At 50.3% G+C, this 19,409-nt stretch carries 14 protein-coding genes; 5 read left to right on the top strand and 9 right to left on the bottom strand.

What is annotated here, in order from left to right; genetic code table 11:
* Positions 1-145: 145 nt before the first annotated feature.
* On the top strand, positions 146-1,039 hold the full coding sequence (locus LAT77_RS01175) for an AraC family transcriptional regulator (RefSeq protein WP_290562704.1): 894 nt from the start codon (positions 146-148) through the stop codon (positions 1,037-1,039).
* Positions 1,039-1,332, top strand: coding sequence for a DUF1289 domain-containing protein (locus LAT77_RS01180; RefSeq protein ID WP_290562705.1), 294 nt, complete (start codon positions 1,039-1,041; stop codon positions 1,330-1,332). Before LAT77_RS01175 ends, LAT77_RS01180 begins: the two co-directional genes overlap by 1 nt.
* Before the next feature lie 89 nt (positions 1,333-1,421).
* On the opposite strand, the gene kdsB is transcribed toward LAT77_RS01180, so the two are convergent.
* From kdsB to LAT77_RS01205, 5 genes are read right to left on the bottom strand one after another with little or no spacing between them, the layout of a single operon-like run.
* The gene (kdsB, locus tag LAT77_RS01185; RefSeq protein WP_290562706.1) at positions 1,422-2,186 is read right to left on the bottom strand and encodes a 3-deoxy-manno-octulosonate cytidylyltransferase; all 765 of its coding nucleotides are present in this window, start codon (positions 2,184-2,186) and stop codon (positions 1,422-1,424) included.
* Entirely contained in the window at positions 2,183-2,380 is a 198-nt protein-coding gene (locus tag LAT77_RS01190; RefSeq protein ID WP_290562707.1) for a Trm112 family protein, read from the bottom strand. The genes kdsB and LAT77_RS01190 overlap by 4 nt, the downstream gene beginning before the upstream one ends.
* Before the next feature lie 4 nt (positions 2,381-2,384).
* Complete coding sequence (gene lpxK, locus LAT77_RS01195) at positions 2,385-3,488, bottom strand: tetraacyldisaccharide 4'-kinase (RefSeq protein WP_290562708.1); 1,104 nt, start codon at positions 3,486-3,488, stop codon at positions 2,385-2,387.
* A 41-nt stretch (positions 3,489-3,529) separates the two neighbouring features.
* Positions 3,530-5,290: a lipid A export permease/ATP-binding protein MsbA gene (msbA, locus tag LAT77_RS01200; protein ID WP_290562709.1), complete on the bottom strand. Its 1,761-nt coding sequence runs from the start codon at positions 5,288-5,290 to the stop codon at positions 3,530-3,532.
* A gap of 57 nt (positions 5,291-5,347) precedes the next feature.
* Entirely contained in the window at positions 5,348-7,813 is a 2,466-nt protein-coding gene (locus LAT77_RS01205) for a DNA internalization-related competence protein ComEC/Rec2 (protein ID WP_290562710.1), read from the bottom strand.
* Positions 7,814-7,938: 125 nt separating this feature from the next.
* Here LAT77_RS01205 and LAT77_RS01210 point away from each other — a divergent pair, with 125 nt between their 5' ends.
* A complete protein-coding gene (locus LAT77_RS01210) occupies positions 7,939-8,520 on the top strand; it encodes a DUF2062 domain-containing protein (RefSeq protein ID WP_290562711.1) in 582 nt (193 codons plus the stop codon).
* Positions 8,521-8,528: 8 nt separating this feature from the next.
* On the opposite strand, the gene LAT77_RS01215 is transcribed toward LAT77_RS01210, so the two are convergent.
* The 3 genes from LAT77_RS01215 to LAT77_RS01225 are packed head-to-tail and all read right to left on the bottom strand — an operon-like array spanning position 8,529 to position 11,696.
* Positions 8,529-9,767, bottom strand: coding sequence for a lipoprotein-releasing ABC transporter permease subunit (locus LAT77_RS01215; protein ID WP_290562712.1), 1,239 nt, complete (start codon positions 9,765-9,767; stop codon positions 8,529-8,531).
* Entirely contained in the window at positions 9,764-10,456 is a 693-nt protein-coding gene (lolD, locus tag LAT77_RS01220) for a lipoprotein-releasing ABC transporter ATP-binding protein LolD (RefSeq protein WP_290562713.1), read from the bottom strand. Before lolD ends, LAT77_RS01215 begins: the two co-directional genes overlap by 4 nt.
* Positions 10,449-11,696 carry a lipoprotein-releasing ABC transporter permease subunit gene (locus LAT77_RS01225; RefSeq protein ID WP_290562714.1) on the bottom strand — a complete coding sequence of 416 codons (1,248 nt, stop codon included), beginning with the start codon at positions 11,694-11,696 and terminating at the stop codon, positions 10,449-10,451. Before LAT77_RS01225 ends, lolD begins: the two co-directional genes overlap by 8 nt.
* Before the next feature lie 207 nt (positions 11,697-11,903).
* Here LAT77_RS01225 and mfd point away from each other — a divergent pair, with 207 nt between their 5' ends.
* Both mfd and LAT77_RS01235 read left to right on the top strand, forming a co-directional pair.
* On the top strand, positions 11,904-15,341 hold the full coding sequence (mfd, locus tag LAT77_RS01230; RefSeq protein WP_290562835.1) for a transcription-repair coupling factor: 3,438 nt from the start codon (positions 11,904-11,906) through the stop codon (positions 15,339-15,341).
* Positions 15,342-15,345: 4 nt separating this feature from the next.
* Positions 15,346-16,584 carry a CsiV family protein gene (locus LAT77_RS01235; RefSeq protein WP_290562715.1) on the top strand — a complete coding sequence of 413 codons (1,239 nt, stop codon included), beginning with the start codon at positions 15,346-15,348 and terminating at the stop codon, positions 16,582-16,584.
* Between the two features lie 56 nt (positions 16,585-16,640).
* Here LAT77_RS01235 and acnA read toward each other — a convergent pair whose 3' ends face one another.
* The gene (gene acnA, locus LAT77_RS01240; protein ID WP_290562716.1) at positions 16,641-19,358 is read right to left on the bottom strand and encodes an aconitate hydratase AcnA; all 2,718 of its coding nucleotides are present in this window, start codon (positions 19,356-19,358) and stop codon (positions 16,641-16,643) included.
* Positions 19,359-19,409 lie beyond the last annotated feature (51 nt).

Raw genomic sequence — 19,409 nt, forward strand, 5'->3', positions numbered from 1 at the left:
TTGACCTCTTGCTACATACATTACGGATGTAAATAAATTGTAGTTTTGCGTGTTGTGCATTAGAGCAAATGCACCCGGACTTTAGAATCGATAAAATTGCCTGTATGATGGACAATATTGTCATTTTCGATGAGATGCTCACTTTATGAGTCAACCCTCTGACTGGCCCCTACTCGCTGGTAGTTCGCGTTTACTGCTACCGCCGAGTTTAATCGAACAACTCGCGCAACATCCGCTCACCGCGGATTTGTATCCCGTTGCTTATGGCCATTACTTAGAAGCACTTGACCATCGAGTTCGGCGAACCGTGCATACCGATCATTTGCTCATATTTTGCCATGCCGGCCGCGGCTTTTTTCGCACGGAAAACCACCAGGGTCAGATTTCCGCGGGCCAAGTTCTGTTTCTAAAACAAGGCGTTGCTCATAGTTATCATAGTGATCGTGAGCATCCTTGGAGTATCTACTGGGCGCATTTTTCGGGCAAACACGCCAACCAATTCATGGATTATATTGGGATTTCGACAACCACGGAACGACCACCGGTCTTGTCCTTGCAACGCTGGCAATCACTCTTGCCAGACGTTAATGCGCTGCTCAACCTTCAGCATCAACGTTTAACCTTTGAACGCGCCGTTTTAGCAACCTCGTTACTACGCAAACTAATCACGGACTTGCCGCTGTTAAGCAAAGATAGCATACGCCATGAAGGCGGCTTTAACCTCAATGCATTGGACCGCTTTATGCGCGATAACAGTCACCGAACCTTGGAGCTTGATGATTTAGCTGCATTTACTGGATTGTCGCGCTATTACTTCAGTAAAAAATTTCGTGAACTGACGGGTGTTCCACCATTGCGATATTTTAATGAAATGAAAATCCGCAGCGCCGAAACCATGCTGACGGAAAGTAATGCGAGCGTTCGCCAAGTCGCCCTTGCGTTTGGTTTTGAAGACCCCTACTATTTTTCTCGTTTATTTAAGAAAATAACCGGCTTAGCGCCACAACTATATCGACAACACTATGCGGAGGATGCGTGATGAGTCAGCTTGATTTAAACGACACGCTCAATCCTAAGGTTGCGGCCGATCAGCTGGAAATGTTTGAGCTACCCAACCCCTGCATTGGCGTTTGTGAGTCGGGTCCGCGCGGCTATTGCCGCGGCTGCTTACGCTCCCGCGATGAACGCTTCCAATGGCACTTGAAGCCCGCGGCGGAACAGGCGCGTATTTTAAAATTGCTCGGGCAGCGGCAAAAACGGCGTGAAGCATTCTTGCGGCAACAACAAGAGCAAGAGGCTGAAGCCGATCAGCAACAACTCGATTTACTGTGAATGGCGCCGCGCAACCTGTGTTTAGCCAAATTTAAACGGTAAAAAATCCCAGCAGGTCGATCCTGCTGGGATGCTCAAATTAGCGGCAATCACTTCTTGGTGACACGCTCACGCGCATAAGCTAGGTCGTCCGGTGTGTCGATGCCACCTAAAGGTTCAATCAGCGCTTCGGCAACATGAATTCGCTCACCGTACCAAAGCACACGCAATTGTTCGAGTGACTCTAATTTCTCCAGCGGGCTCGGCTTCCATTCCGCGTAACGCTCAATAAATCCTGCGCGATACGCATACAAACCGATGTGGCGTCGATACATGCCGCTTTCTAATTCAGCTTTGTCACGCGCTTGATTGAATCGCTCCCGATCCCATGGAATGGCTGCGCGGCTAAAATACAACGCGTAATTTTGTGCATCAGAGACAACCTTGACCACATTCGGGTTAAATAGGTCGTCTGAATTTTTCAGCGTGACAGCCAAGGTCGCCATTGGCGCGAGCCTTTGACTGGCCAGGTTTTCTGCAACTTGGCAAATGATTTCCGGTGGGATAAACGGCTCGTCGCCTTGCACATTGACCACCACTTGATCGTCCGCCAAGGCTAAACGATCGACCACCTCAGCCAAACGCTCGGTGCCCGACTGATGCTCTGCAGACGTGCGCATCGCGCGGCCACCGAACGCCTTTACGGCGGCTAAAATACGATCATCATCGGTTGCCACAATAACTTCCGCCGCACCGCTGCGAATTGCGCGCTCATAGACGTGCTGAATCATGGATTTACCGCCGATATCAGCAAGCGGTTTTCCCGGTAGACGAGTCGACGCATAGCGCGCTGGAATAACGACCGTGAAACTCATGACTTAATCTGCTCCAATTCATCCACTGAAACTTCACGTGCTGAGCTAGCGAGCAATGCAGGAATACCATTCTCAACCGGATAGGCTAATTGTTCACCGCAACAGACCAACTCGGTCTTGTCTTGGTTCCAAATCAACTTACCTTTGCACGATGGGCAAGCCAGAATAGCTAACATATTTGCACCTAACGTCATTTTCTTACTCCTGTTCGTTTGATGGTTGTATCTGCGCCGTCAATTGACGCAAAAAGTCACCACTAAACTGAGCTTTAACTTGCAAAAAGTACCAATGCGGGCGAGCGAACGAGCGACATTTAACCGCGTCCTTTTCCGTCATTAGAACAGGTACTTCATTGCTGACATGATAGAAGTCTTGCGCTTTATATTGATAGTGATCAGGATAGACTCGGGTTTCTTGTAAGTCGATGTGTTGCGCTTTGAGCAGGTTAAAAAATCGCTCGGGGTTACCGATCCCGGCTATCGCAAGGGCACTTTCACCATCCGGTACATCGATCGACTTACCATCCGTAACACGCAGCCAACCAGTAGGTTCAAGCTGCATGGCGAGCAATTTATCCGAATGTGCAGCTAAGCCCAAACGCTGACGATAATCGCCGAGTTCACTCTCTATCGCACCGTTAATCACAACCCAGTCGACACTACGCAAACGTCGGCGACTTTCGCGCAGTGGCCCAACCGGCAAGCGCCAACCATTGCCGAGCCCGCGCTCGCCATCGATCACGGCGATTTCAACAGTGCGTCCGAGGGCATAATGCTGCAGGCCATCGTCACTAATAATGATATCGACATTATGTTCGGCTAATAATAAATCCACCGCTTGGTGACGCTTGGGTGCGACAGCAACCGGTACTTCTGCTAACTGAGCAAGCATCAGCGGTTCGTCGCCGACTTGTTGCGGCTGGCTCTGACGGTCAACAAACTGCGGAAATGGGCCTTCACCACCATAGCCACGACTGACGATCCCAGGGCGCCAACCTTGCTCGTGAAGGTGTTCAACTAACGCCAGAACCAGTGGTGTTTTACCGGTACCGCCAACCGTTACGTTGCCAACAATAATCACCGGCACGGCATAACGATGGGTTTTCATCAGACCCATACGGAACGCCAAGCGGCGCAAACTGGCAACGAGTGTAAACAGGAAGGTCAAGGGTAACAACGGCCACAAAGGCAAAACCAACCGCCGTTGATACCACCACTGCACCAACTTGGGTGGCGATGATTTGATACTTTCTTGACTGCGACCGAGACTGGCGCGGCGACTGTTATTTTTATTCGGGTTCACAATTGTTTCCTAACATCGGACGCAAGCTCGACGGATGGTCGTTACTTCGCTGCGCCATTCTCACCACCAACCTGAAGGTTATGGAGCTGTGCGTATGCACCACCTTGATCAAGCAACTGCTGATGCGCACCACGTTCGATAATTCGACCGTGATCAAGAACCAGAATTTCATCGGCCTTTTCGATCGTCGATAAACGATGCGCTATCACAATCGAAGTTCGATTCTGTTGTAGGTTTTCCAGCGCCAGTTGAATGTGTCGCTCGGATTCGGTATCTAATGCCGAGGTTGCTTCGTCCAGAATCAGTAAGGGAGCGTCTCGCAGCAATGCACGAGCAATTGCAATTCGTTGACGCTGACCACCGCTGAGCATCACACCGTTTTCGCCAACGATGGTTTCTAAGCCAAGCGGCAATTCATCAATGAACTCATCGGCGTAAGCGAGTTTAATCGCACGCTCAATGGCTTCGCGCGAGACTTTCTCTTGCGACCCATAAGCAATGTTGTTCGCTATGGTGTCATTAAACAAGGTGACATTTTGCGAAACGACAGCAAATTGTCGACGTAGCGACTTCAACTCATATTCGCGAATATCGACGCCGTCTAGTTCAATTGCGCCGGTCTCAAAATCATAAAAGCGCGTCAGTAAGTTCGAAATGGTCGACTTCCCACTCCCTGAACGGCCAACGAGTGCCAATGTTTTGCCTGCGGGGACAGTAAAACTGACATTGTCTAACGCTGGGTTATCTTTGCGCGCATAACGGAAGGTTAAGTTTTTGACCGTAACTTCACCTTTCACGCGAGTCGCTTGATGATGTCCCGTGTCTTTTTCTTGTTCTTCATCGAGCACGGCAAAAATACTTGCTGCTGCGGCAAGACCACGTTGGAAATCAGCGTTTACGTTGGTGAGCTGTTTTAAGGGGCGCAACAACATAATCATCGCTGTCAGCATGGTTGTAAATGCACCCGGCGTAAGCTGTTCGATCATACTGGGGAAGCTCGCAATCAATAGCACTGCGGCCAGACTTAATGACGCGATAAACTGAATGACCGAGGTGCTGACGGTGCGAATGTTCACCAGTTTCATGTTCTGTTGACGGGTGGTTTTATTCACCTGGCCAAAGCGCTCGGCTTCGTGTTCCTGCCCCTCAAACATAACCACCACTTGATGGCCATTGATCATTTGTTCTGCGGTCGTGGTGACATTGCCCATCGCCGTCTGAATTTTACTACTGACTTCACGGAATTTCCGCGAAACAATGGAAACCACTTTACCGATCACTGGGCCGATAACGAGGAATACCAACGACAATTGCCAACTGTGATAGAACATTAACCCCAATAGGCCAATGACAAAGGCGCCCTCCTTAATGAGGGTGAGCACTGCACGGCTGGTGGCCTCGGCAAGCTGCTGGGTGTCATAGGTAATTTTCGAAATTAGGTCGCCCGTAGACACTTTGTCATGATAAGGCACTGGTAAACGCATCAAGTGTTCGAATAACTCTTGACGCATTTTGGTAACGATATTGAACCCCACATAACTTAAAAAATACGTAGAGATAAAATTAAACAGCCCGCGCAAGACAAAGATGGCCGGAACAAAGATCGCTGCATACACCAAAATTTGTGGGTTACCGGCACCGAGGCCGTCATCAATCAGTGTTTCAATATTGGCAAAAAAGAAGGTGTCGATGCCGGCATAACCAATCATGCCGAAGACAGCAAAGGCAAAAGCAAAGCGATAAGGCTTGATATAGCTAAGCAAGCGGCGAAAATGTTGTTTTCGTTTTAACTGAGAATCCATTGGCAACCATCATGTTGAAAAGACCGAGCCATTGTAACCGGAAGTTGTGCGCCTTTACTAGCGTTGCCATTCGGGCAAGCGCCTAGCATACCAACGATTGCGCCAAAACTGATAGTAGCTGCGGACACGCCAGCGACCTTCCTTTTCACCGCGCCACCAACGCGCCTCCTCCCAGCTGAGTGACACTTGCCCATCGCGTCCGGTGTCATACAGCGGTATTTGACGCGATTGATAACGCTCTAACACATCCTCATGCGGCATCCGAAATTGATTCATGAAGCCCCGGCTAACGACAGCGATATCCGGCTGTACCGCAGCGATAAAGTCAATTTGACTGGAAGTTTGCGAGCCATGATGCGGAATCACCATGACATTAGCCCGCAGTTTGTGCGCGTATCGCCCGACCATACGCAGCTCGGTGTGGCGCTGGATGTCCCCAGTCAATAGCACAACTTGACCTGCATACGACAGTTGTAAAACACAGCTATCATTATTCGGACCAAACGAAGGACCCGGCAAGGGTGCTAACGCGCGGATTTGCACCCCCTGCCAGAGCCAGTTTTGCCCCCAACTACAAGGCTGCGAGTGACGGGTAATGTGTTCGGGGAAAGCTTCTGGCTGCCAACCCCAATCACTTGTCGCATCGAAAGCAAAACGTGAACGCAGCGTCTTTAGCGCGGGAAATCGCTGTTGCAGTGCTGCCGCTGCACCCGTATGGTCTAAATGTTCGTGCGAGATCACCAGCCACTCAGGCTGTAAGCGTCGAAACCGTAAAAACGGTAAAATGACATCGTCCGCGAGATGACTACCATGGATAAATCCCGGCCCGGCATCGTACAGTAATGCTTTGTTACCGCGCTGAATTACAATTGCACTGCCCTGACCGACATCGAGCACATGGACGGTAAACTGCTCTTGTTGTGGTAGAGTAATAAATGGCAGCCCCGCCACCAATAAACTCACCATCAACCATTGAGTTTGGCGACTTTGCTGCCAGTTTCCGACCATCCACAGCATAATCCCAAGCAAAGCCCAACGAACATCCGTTGTGCTGAACCACGCCTGCGGCCAGTTTGAAGCGCTCGCTAGAAAGGTAAATACCGTATGTAACACCGGGTCAAGTTGCGTCAACAGCCAAACGGCCACGTGGTTAAAAACTGCATGAGGGAGCGCCAGCAAGCCTAAGGCAATGAAACTCATGGGTAGAATAAGCACAGCAAAAACTGGTATCACGAGCAGATTCGTCAGTGGTGCAATCAGTGAGATCCCGTGAAAGTAAAGAATCATGAGCGGTGCGATTAATACGGTAAGTACGATTTCCAAACGCCACAGTTGCGTCGTCCGCGCAAGCACACTCGTTGGCCGCCGATTTTCTTGCTGCGTTGGTTGCCACCATTGGCTAAAAAATATCGCAGCCACAGCGCATACCGACAACCAAAAGCCAGCGTCAAGCCAAGCGAGTGGGTCAACAACTAAAACGACTGCGATACAGCGCAAAAGTATTTGCGCCATGCTCAATCGACGTCCAAAAAGGCGCACCAGGGCTACCAAAGTGAGCAGCACTAACGCCCGAACCGTGGACACCGCAAATCCCGACATGGCGGCGTATAATCCCGCACACACCAGCGCAACCATGATAGCGCCAACACGTAGGTCCGGTTGCCGACTGACCTGTCGCCAGCGCAACCGTAATAGCCAGCTGTCACCGCGCCATAGCAAGACTAAGACAACCTTCGCCAACCACCAGCTCACTGCGAACACGAGACTCACGTGCAGCCCGGAAATCGCCATGACATGGGCAACACCGGTCGTAACTAATAACTGCCGTCGCTCGGCACTTAACCAATGTCGTTCACCTAACGTCAAGCCAAGGACAATATCTAAGTAGTGCAGTCCAGCTGGCGAATCCGCACTAGCACGTAACGGCTGCAGGCGGTTGTACAAATACTGACGATAGCTAACCCGCTGCGCAACGTGCAGACGCTCTCCTCGACTCACCGACGCGGTCAGCCAGATCTTATTGCGCACAAGGTAGCTCTGATAATCAAACCCGCCCTGATTTGCGCGCGCAGATATGGGCCGCATGCGCGCTTGCAACCACCAGGTTTCACCCACTTGCGGTACAGGCAGCGTGCTTCCTGAACTGCGAAACCAAGTAACGAGAATACGTTGCTGAGACTCCTGTCCCAACACTTGCCAGCGACCGGTAAAGCGAATCGTATCACCGCGCTGCGTGGCAATGCTTGTTACCTGTACTTGAATGTACTGCGGTTGGCGAGACTGATCCGCATCCGGCTGCAAATTCAATTGCGCTAGCATAAAGGCATATGCCCCCCACCAAGCGAATGCAAAAACAGAGAAAAATAGACTTACTGTGCAGATTTTTAGTTTAAAAAGCAGTACACTAACGGACAAGAAGGCCAGCGGTGCTAGGCGCGTGACCCACGAGTCGGGCTCCATCCACGCCATGCTCAGTACGGCAGCGATCACGGCGCAAGCAATTGCATCGATGTGAAGCTTCATAGATTGTGCATCCCTGCTCTTAAGCTGACAATTCGGCCAGATGGTGTTGCTCGTGTCATTGCCTACTCGCCGATCCTTCGACTTGTTGTGGAACTTGCCGACGTTGACGGAATCGAACAAACGTTATGCCTAGAAAGTTTTTGAAACGTTTCATGCCCGATGTGCATAAGCTCAATGAGTATGGTGTGCTGAAACCGTTTGGATCTGTTGCGCACAACACCAACTTATGGCACCTCAACCGCAAAACCGCTGCGGGTGGCTTTGCTATCGGTATTTTCTTTGCCTTTATGCCGATGCCATTTCAAATGATCGCGGCTGCGGCCACAGCAATTTACTTCCGCGTTAACCTGCCACTGTCGGTCGCCTTAGTCTGGATTAGCAATCCACTCACTATGCCACCCATGCTCTATGGTTCCTATCGCGTGGGTAGTTTTATTCTGCGACAACCGAGCGAACCCTTTTTATTTGAGCTTTCCTTAGCTTGGTTCAACGCCAGTATAACAACGATTGTTCCGGCATTATTGCTCGGTTCTGTAGTCGTTGGCGGAATCGCCAGTGGTTTGGCTTATTTGCTGGTTCGCAAGTTATGGCGACAAGCAGTACAAAATGCATGGGACGAACGTGTGCGCAGACGCAAAGAACGTCTGCAACAGTTAAAAGAGGAATTCCAGCAGCGTCGACAGAAAATGTTTGAGGAACGCGATTAGGCGAGCAACTATTTGCCCCGCAAAGCTTCTGCAGGTTCGACAGCCGCGGCTTGCCAAGCTGGGTATAAGGTGGCCAAAACACTGGTCAACACGGCCACACTTGCCACTAAGACAACATCACGAAGATGCAAATCTGCTGGGATACTGCTGATAAAGTATAACTCGGCCGGTAACACGGTGAAGTCAAACGATTGCTCCAACCACTGTAACGCTGCCGGCAAGGTAACACTGATGAGTGCACCGAGCGCGGTTCCAACCGCTGCACCGAGAACGCCGTTCAAACTGCCTTGCCAGACAAACGTCTTCAGTAGCAGCCGCCGATCCGCCCCCATGGTTTTTAGAATTGCGATACTCGCACGTTTTTCTTGTACAACCATAACCAAGGTTGAAACTATATTAAACGACGCCACTGCAAGCACCAGAATAAGCACCAAGTACATGACCGTACGCACTAACTGAATGTCGCGGTAAAGATGCCCCTCAGTGCGTGTCCAATCATGAATGTAGGCATTTTCACGAACACGCTGTGCCACTTCGCGGGCAACCTGAGGTGCGGCATAAACATTGCTGATTTTCAAGCGTACCGAACTTGCCTCACCGGCCAAATTTGTCGCTTGCTGCCCCATGGCAAGATGAATAAACGCTTGTTGATAGTCACGCTCCCCCGACATCGAGAAGATGCCACTGACCCGAACGCGAACGCGCCGAGGTGAACGAAGGTTTTGGCCACTATCAATCTGTGGAATCATAATGACAAGTTCATCGCCAACTGCTGCATTTAATTCCGCAGCCAGCCCCTGACCGAGAATAATCCCCTGCTCTTGTTGTAAAAATCGCTGCCAGTCAGCCGCACTGACAAACCTTTGCAAATCAGAAACCTGCGTCTCGAGCTCTGGATGAATCGCACGAACTTGCAAGCCACGGAAACGCCCGGGTTGTTGCACCATTACATTAATGACAATGGCAGGTGCTGCGGCTTCAACTTGCGGGTGTTGCCGTGCAACTTCTGCGAGCTCTTGCCAATTGTCCAGGCTTCCACGCACAGCGGTATATTCGACATGCGGCACAAAGGCTAAAAAGTCTTGTTCTAAGGCTTTCTGAAAACCATTCATGATCGACAACAAGATGATTAAAATGGCACAGCCAAGACCGATCCCAATGGTCGACGACGCTGAAATAAAACTCAAATATCGGCTTTTTTCGCGACTCCGGCGGAAGCGCTGCGCCAGCAGAAAAGCAAGATTCATTGGTTTTCCTCAACCAGACGACCATGATCGAGCTGCAGTTGCCGAGGCAATTTTGCTGCGAGTTGCGTGTCATGGGTGACCACCACAAACGCGGTCCCGAACTCGCGATTTAACTCAACAATCAAGTCGTAAATCACTTGCGCTGTGTCCTCGTCAAGATTCCCTGTCGGTTCATCAGCTAAGACCAGCACCGGCTCATTCACCAGTGCCCGAGCGATAGCAACGCGTTGTCGCTCGCCACCCGACAACTTGGCGGGAGGATGCTCTAATCGATGACCTAAACCCACCCGTTCTAAAATTGCTTTGGCTTTGGCTTCGGCTTCCTTCATCGACTTTCCAGCAATAAGCAGCGGCATCGCAACATTTTCTAAGGCAGAAAACTCACTCAACAAATGATGGAATTGATAGATAAAACCAATCTGCTCATTGCGCCATTGCGCCAAACGTTTCTGACTGAGACGCAACGGTTGCTCGTTGGCGATCATCACCTCGCCAAGATTCGCGCTGTCTAAACCACCAAGAATATGTAATAAGGTACTTTTACCTGAGCCAGATGCGCCGATAATTGCGAGCATTTCACCGGCATCAAGCGTTAGGTTAATACCTTCTAGCACGGTCACTTCGCGCTCGCCATCTTGGTAGCTTTTGGTTAAGTTCTTGACCGTAACCAGTGGTTGCACATTATTCATAACGTAAAATCTCAGCCGGTTGAATTTGCGCGGCACGCCACGCGGGATATAAAGTTGCTAACAGGGTCAACAGCAAGGCTGCAGCAACGGTTTGCAGCACCTGGACATAATTAATTAAGACCGGTAACGCCATGCCCGCACTAAAGACATGAATACCGAAAAGACTTAACAATTGATTAAGTGACGCACTCATCACTAGCCCCAATACAGTCCCTAACACAACGCCGACCACGCCACTGTACATGCCTTGTAACACGAGGGTTATGTAGATCCGTTGCGGTGCCATGCCGAGCGTTTGCAAAATTGCGATGTCACTGCGCTTGTCTTGAATGAGCATGATTAAGGCGGATACGGCATTAAATGCGGCAACGATGATAATTAAGCCAAGCATGATCATCATCATGCCCTTTTCCATTCGTACCGCTGCAAACAATTGACCGAAGCGTTGTTGCCAATCTTGTACCACCAAGTCACGGTCAGTGAGCTGAGCTTGCACCACCTGAGTCACTGACGCTGATTGAAATGCATCGTCGAGCCATAAACGCAACCCCGAAACCTGCTCAGGTGGGTAGCGCAGGAGGCGAGCAAGATCATCGCCATGCATCAAGACCAATTGCTGGTCAATATCGGCGCCAACTTCAAAAATACCGCTAATACGAAACTGTCGCTGCGCTGGCATTACGCCCAGCGGCGTATGTTGCTGACCTGCGGCGGCAGTAATCCGAATGCGGTCGCCAACATGCGCGTCAAGCAATTCCGCCAGCGGACGGCCAATGATAAGGCGATATTCGCCCGCTCGTAACGACTCAATTTGACCACTGAGCATACTTTCACGCAGGATATTTTGACTCGGTTCTAAATGCGGATAAACCCCCTGCAAAAGCACTGCTTGCAACTGCGAGTGGCCCTGCGCGATTCCCTCAGACTGAACATACGGGCTCACATGTTGCACCTGCTGCGGCCAGCGTACCTCTTGCTTCAATTGCTGCCATTCAGCTAGGGCTTGCGGCCGCTGGGTACTGATCTGCTGGGGAGTAATGGTTACTTGCGGAGCGATGCCAAGTATGCGAGCTTTCAGCTCATTCTCAAAACCATTCATGACCGACGTGACAATGATCAAAGCCATCACCCCAAGCGTAATACCTGCGGCAACGAAATGGCTAATGAAGCGAGTAAATGTCGAGCGTGAACGTGAGCGACTGTATCGCAACGCCAGAAATATTGGCAATGGCCTTTGCATAAATGAATTTTATTCCAGCGGTTAACGGATAATGCGTAGCATAAAGACATCAGCGCCAACAGACAACCTGTCGTTCAGCTCGCATTCGGTTATACTAGACACTTTCAATCTGCGGCAGGTCATAGGAACAAGCAATCCATGAGTCAGATTTCGTTATTACAGCCTCCTTTCCCAACCCATGAAGATACGCGTAAACTCGCCAAAGAAATGACTTGGCGCCACCTTGAGGGCAGTAGTGCCGCGCTTGCCGTAAGCCAGCTGTACCGTGACAATCAATTTCCTATTCTGCTGGTAACCGCCGACGCTCCCAGCGCTTATCGCTTTCATGATGAACTGTGCTTTTTCTTACCCGAACAGTCTGCCGACATCCAGTTACTGCCTGATTGGGAAACCTTAGCCTACGACAATTTTTCGCCGCATCAGGACATTATCTCCGACCGTTTACGCGTTCTCGCGCAGTTACCGCAACAACAACGCGGCATTTTGATTGTCACCCTGAATACCTTAATGCATCGAGTTGCGCCTGCTGAATATGTCACCGGTCACAGTTTATACCTCAGTCAAGGCCAAGTGGTTCCGCTCGACCAACTGCGCGGTCAACTGGAAAAGTCCGGCTACCGCCATGTCAATCAAGTCATGGAACACGGTGAATATAGTGTGCGTGGTTCCATTCTCGATCTTTTCCCGATGGGCAGCGATGCACCCTATCGGATTGATTATTTTGACGACGAAGTCGACTCGATTCGTCAATTCGACGTGGAAACACAACGGTCTGATGACCCCATCGCCAAGATTGCGCTGCTGCCAGCTCGGGAATTTCCGACCGATGAACACGGTATTGAGCGCTTTCGACGCCAATTTCGTGAGCAATTTTCAGCGTTAACCGCGAAAGAATCTGTTTACCAACAGGTTTCCCAAGGCATTATGCCTGCTGGCATTGAGTACTATCAGCCATTGTTTTTCTCGGCAATGGCGACACTTTTTGATTATCTGCCGGCGAACACGATGTTGCTGACGCACGGCTCATTACAACTGCAGCTCGACAAGCTCTGGACCGATATTAACTTCCGTTACGAAGAACGCCGCTGGGATAAACAGAAGCCTATTTTAGCGCCACAGCAGCTTTTTTTAACCCGCGAAGAGCTTTTAGGCACCCTCAAGACTTATCCGCGAATTCGAATTGGCACAATCGACGGCGAACGCTCACCCGGCCCGGTCGACTTTAAAACTAAAAGTCTCGCCGACGTCATCATTGATGGTAAACAGAAGCAGCCGCTCGCGATGTTGCAAGCTGCGATTCATCAGGCATTGCAAAAACAGCAGCAGGTCGTCATTGGCGTTGAATCAGCCGGTCGTCGTGAAAGCATGTTGGAATTGCTTGGTAAAGTGAATTTGCACCCCACGGAAGTTCATAGTTTTGCTGAGGTCTTATCCGCTCAATATCCATTTACCATTATTATCAGTCCGCTCGATCACTCGTTCTTCGCCCAAATCAGTGACCAGCAATCCCTTTGTTTCTTCAGTGAAAATGAATTGTTCGGTAATCGCGCGCCGCAACGGCGTTATCAAGATAAACGTGCAGCGCAAAATGCCGACGCCCTGATTAAAAATTTGGCCGAACTATCTATGGGTCAACCGGTCGTTCACATCGAACATGGGATCGGTCGTTATCAAGGCCTGAATACCCTCGCCGCCGGCGGCATTGAAACAGAATTCTTAACGCTCGAATATGCCAACAATACCAAGCTATTTGTGCCGGTATCCTCACTGCACTTAATTAGTCGTTACAGCGGCGGTGACCAAGACAAAGTGCATTTGAGTAAGCTGGGGAGTGACAACTGGGAAAAAGCCCGACGCAAAGCTGCAGAAAAAGTGCGTGACGTCGCCGCCGAGTTGCTCGAAGTCTATGCCCAACGTGAAGCAAAGCCTGGCTATGCGTTTACCGTTAACGCTGAAGACCACGATCGCTTTGCTGCCGGTTTTCCATTCACTGAGACCGATGACCAGCTTGAAGCCATTGCTGCGGTGCTGGCTGACATGCAACTTCCACGGGCGATGGACCGACTCGTCTGTGGTGACGTTGGCTTTGGTAAGACCGAAGTCGCCATGCGCGCTGCGTTTACTGCGGTGAACGACAATAAACAAGTTGCCGTTTTAGTACCGACAACCTTGTTAGCGCAACAACACTTTGACAACTTCCGTGATCGCTTTGCCGATTGGCCAGTACGCGTCGAACTCTTGTCGCGTTTTCGCAGTGGTAAACAGACCCAGCAAACGCTCAATGATTTAGCCAACGGCAAAGTCGACATTGTGATTGGCACCCATAAACTGCTGCAACCCGACATCAAGTTCAAAGATTTGGGATTATTGATTGTCGATGAAGAACATCGCTTTGGTGTCCGCCAAAAAGAACAAATCAAAAAGCTGCGCACCGACGTCGATATTTTGACCTTAACCGCCACGCCGATACCGCGAACATTGAATATGGCGATGAATAACATTCGCGACCTTTCGATTATTGCAACACCACCAGCGCGGCGGCTGGCCGTCAAAACCTTTGTTCGCGAATACGACAAAGCAACGGTTCGTGAAGCTGTTCTGCGGGAAGTACTGCGCGGCGGTCAAGTCTACTTTTTACATAATGCGGTTGAGAGTATCGACCGCGTCGCCAGTGAACTTGCTGAATTAATTCCCGAGGCACGCGTGCAAACCGCGCATGGTCAAATGGGCGAACGCGAGCTTGAACGCGTGATGGCCGATTTTTACCACCAACGTTTTAATGTCTTAGTCTGTACCACCATCATCGAGACCGGAATTGACGTCCCCTCCGCAAACACCATTATTATCGATCGTGCGGATCATCTTGGTCTTGCGCAATTACACCAATTACGCGGACGTGTTGGTCGTTCCCATCATCAAGCGTATGCCTATTTACTGACACCCCATCCCAAACGCATGACTAAAGATGCTGTAAAGCGGCTTGAAGCTATCAGCCAGTTAGAAGATCTTGGTGCTGGGTTTGTTTTGGCAACACATGACTTAGAAATTCGCGGTGCCGGTGAGTTACTCGGTGACGAACAAAGTGGTCAAATTGAAAGTATTGGCTTTAGTTTGTACATGGACATGCTCGAGCAAGCAGTGACTGCATTGCGAGAGGGACGAGAACCCTCGCTCGATCAGTTACTGAAAGCGCAGACTGAAATTGAACTGCGAATTCCAGCATTGCTACCGGAAGCCTATATACGCGACATCAATGTGCGACTGTCGATGTATAAGCGGATCGCGGGTGCAGCTAACGCCACTGAACTCGACGCCATTCAAGTGGAATTGATTGACCGCTTCGGCTTACTCCCCGATGCGGCAAAGAATCTTTTCCGCCTCAGCGAGCTGCGATTGATAGCCGAGCCATTAGGCATTCGTAAAATTGAAGTGGGTCCGAATGGTGGCCATCTTGAGTTTGCCGACCGGACACCGGTCGAGCCAACCACGATCATTCAATTATTGCAGCAAGAGCCTGACACCTTTGGCATGGACGGCTCGCAACGATTGAAGATAAAACGCGCTGTGGTCGATACCCAGGAGCGAATAAAACTGATACAGTCTTTATTGCTGCGTCTTCAGAATAATGCCGATGAGAGTATATAGCCGAATGAGATCGTTAGCTTTTTTATTGAACAAACGAGGCCTTTTCAACGTCCAGCTGTGGTTGTTTTTAACCTTAGTCAGTGTCGCGGTGATCATGCAGCCTGCACCAGCACATGCTGCTGACGAGGACATTAGAGACCGTGGCTATCGCTGGTTTGAAGTCGAAGTTTTAGTTTTTAAATACCTCACTGCCGACGATGAACAACAAGAACAATTTCCTTTGCCAGTCCAACCGATTGTCACTGAAGGCAGCCGAGATATTTTCACGCCGCGTTTAGTTGCGGATATTCGTGGGTTTATTAACGCCCTACCACGCTGTTCTGACACCCTCGGTTATGTTCCATGGCTACGTCAACGCTTGCTGACACCAGCAAGTCTGCGTGCTGAAATGCAAAACTATTCAGCAGAACGCATTAGCTGCCGACGTTTACCGCATTTGCCGTTAGTGGAGAATTGGTATCTTGGTCAAGCGGAGTTCAGTGGGCAATTGCCACAACGCGCGCCCTTGCTCTTCTCGGGTTTTAGTGAGGGCAGTCGTGCTGAATTATTGCGCGCTGACATTCCGTTTCTAGTGAATCAAGAACAATTTGAGTTTCACGCCCTACGACGCCAACTTGAGCGCCGCGGTGACACGCAACCCATCGTCCATGCCAGCTGGCGACAACCTGTATTTACTCGCAATGTCGGCCGTAAAATGCGCGTTTTCGGTGGCCGCAATTTTAGCGCTGAATTCGACTATTTTGGCCAGCCGATCTCACCGACACCGAGACAGCAAGCATTATCCTTCATGTATGAGCCGGTTACATTGGACAGGTTTGACGAAGACCAATTTAGTCGCCTAAACCGAACCTTAGCCGCACTGGACCAAGGATCATTCCGCTTTAAGCCGTTATCCGCAGCTGAGACGTTGCCACCACTTGTGCCTACCCGGATACCTAGCGGCCTACCTGACGAGGTCTGGGAACTCGATGGACTGCTGCACCTGTATTTAGTTGGCAATTTTCTTCATGTTGATCTCGATTTTAACTTACGTGATATCGTTCAACTGGAAGCGGAAGCTCGTCACTACGACGAGCAAGTCAACGACTTTCTCAGTGACGACCAGCATCAACTCGAGTTTTTACGCGCTTACCCATTGAAACAGCTACGTCGGGTGATTTCACACCAAACGCATTACTTTGATCATCCGCATTATGGCATGGTCATCACCATTCGACGCACCGACCTATCGGCTCGACGCTAGACCAAACAAAAAGGCCCCAAGCAAACTAGCTGGGGCCTTGTTCTTGTTTACAAACATTAAGCAGCGACAAGCTGCCGTAATACATGATGTAAAATACCGCCACTGAGGAAGTATCTAACTTCATTCAGCGTGTCAATTCGACAGGTCAGTTCGAATTTGATGCGCTCACCATTATCCTTCACAGCTTCAGCTTGCACCAACTGTCCCGGCTTAATCTCTTTACTTAATCCACGCAGGTTAATTTCCTCCTGCCCGGTTAAGCCCAAACTTTGCGCGCTGTCGCCGTTCTTAAACTGCAACGGTAACACGCCCATGCCCACAAGGTTGGAACGATGAATCCGTTCATAGCTTTCCGCTATCACAGCTTTCACACCCAGCAAACGCGTTCCTTTAGCCGCCCAGTCACGACTTGAGCCAGTGCCGTATTCCTTACCAGCAAGCACCACGAGTGGCGTACCTTCCTCTTGATAGCGCATGGCCGCATCGTAAATCGAAAGTTCCTCACCGCTTGGAATGTGCGTGGTGACGCCACCTTCGCTTCCTTTGACCATTAAGTTCTTAATCCGGATATTGGCAAAGGTGCCGCGCATCATAACTTCGTGATTACCACGTCGCGAACCATAGGAGTTGAAATCTTTCACCGCCACACCCTGCTCTTGCAAGTATTTTCCGGCGGGCGAATCGGGCTTGATCGCACCTGCTGGCGAAATATGGTCGGTCGTAATGGTGTCGCCAAATACCGCCAAAACGCGCGCGCCCTGAATATCTTTCGGTTCTGGCGCGGGCTGGTCAATACCGGCAAAAAACGGCGGATTCGCCACGTAGGTCGACTCTTCACGCCATTCATAAGTCAGCGAATCTGGGATTTCAAGATTCTGCCAATGCTCATCACCATCAAATACCTGCGCATATTGTTGACGGAACATGTCGCTGACCACTTTTTCTACTTCGTGCTTAATTTCCGCAGTGCTCGGCCAAATATCTTTCAAGTAGACCGGATTGCCATCTTGGTCGTTGCCCAGCGGCTCTTCCGCGAGGTTAATCCGCGTTGTCCCCGCCAAAGCAAAGGCAACCACTAAAGGTGGTGAAGCCAACCAGTTCGCTTTCACTTGCGGATGAATTCGTCCTTCAAAGTTACGGTTACCTGACAGTACTGACGACACGACTAAATCACCTTTGTCGATGGCCGTCGATACATCATCCGGTAATGGTCCAGAGTTACCAATACAGGTCGTACAACCATAGCCGACTAAATCGAATCCGAGTTGGTCAAGATAGTCATTGAGTCCGGCAGCGGCAAGATAGTCTGTCACCACTTTAGACCCTGGTGCCAGCGATGATTTCACCCATGGTTTGCGCTGTAAGCCTTTCTCAATGGCTTTTTTCGCCACCAGTCCAGCCGCCAACATCACACTTGGGTTCGACGTGTTGGTACACGACGTGATGGCGGCAATCACCACATCACCGTGACGAAGTTGATGGTCAGTTCCAGCCAATGGCACTAACGTGTCCTCGTTGACTTCAGCCTTACTAATCGACTCCTGACCACCCATTTCTGGATCTTCAGCGACGCCAAGCGAATCGAGGAACAACTCAAAGCTGTCTTTCAGTTTCGGCAACGCCACACGATCCTGAGGCCGCTTGGGTCCTGCTAGCGACGGTTCAACCGTGCTCATATCCAGTTGCAGGGTATCAGTGAATACCGGTTCACTGTCGTCATGTCGCCACATGCCTTGCTCTTTCGCATACGCTTCGACTAAATCGATGGTTTCACTGTCACGACCTGACAGCTTTAAATAGGTCAGTGTTTCTTCATCAACGGGGAAGAATCCACAGGTCGCACCATACTCTGGTGCCATGTTGGCAATGGTTGCACGATCAGCCAATGGCAGGTGTTTCAATCCCGGCCCATAGAACTCGACAAATTTACCGACAACACCTTTTTTACGCAGCATTTGCGTCACGGTTAATACCAAATCTGTCGCCGTAACCCCCTCAGGTAATGCCCCCTCTAAACGGAAACCAACGACTTCAGGAATTAGCATGGAAACCGGTTGACCTAACATCGCCGCTTCCGCTTCGATACCGCCAACGCCCCAGCCCAAGACGCCAAGACCATTAATCATAGTGGTATGCGAGTCGGTGCCGACTAAGGTATCCGGATAAGCGAACGTTTCGCCATTTTCTTCTGACGTCCACACGACTTTCGCCAAATACTCGAGATTCACCTGATGACAAATGCCAGTTCCCGGTGGGACAACGCGGAAATTGTCGAACGCTTTTTGTCCCCAACGTAAAAATTCATAGCGCTCTTTGTTACGCTCCATTTCAATTTTGACGTTCTCGGCAAATGCTTCCGGAGACGCAAACTTGTCGACCATCACCGAGTGATCGATGACCAGATCAACGGCGGACAAGGGGTTAATTTTATCTGCGGATAAGCCCGCTTTTGCCACCGCGTCGCGCATGGCTGCAAGATCAACAACGGCCGGCACACCGGTAAAATCTTGCATGAGAACGCGCGCTGGACGATATTCGATTTCTTTATCCGACTTTCGTTGCTCAAGCCATGCCACCATGGCTTTAAAATCATCGGCTTTCACCGTGGTGCCGTCTTCGTGACGCAAAAGATTTTCGAGCAGTACTTTCAATGAGACGGGTAAGCGGCTGATATCGCCCAGTTTCGCCGCTGCTTTTGGCAAACTGTAATACGAATACGACTTCCCATTGACCTTGAGTGAGCTCAGTGTTTGTAAACTATCCTGGCTTGCCATGCTTGACTCCTTTTACCGTGAAGACTTCCGCTCGAAGTGCAGCATTGGCTT

Origin of the sequence: Aliidiomarina sp. (genome assembly GCF_022565475.1) — a bacterium.
In the GTDB taxonomy this organism is placed as follows: Bacteria; Pseudomonadota; Gammaproteobacteria; order Enterobacterales; family Alteromonadaceae; genus Aliidiomarina.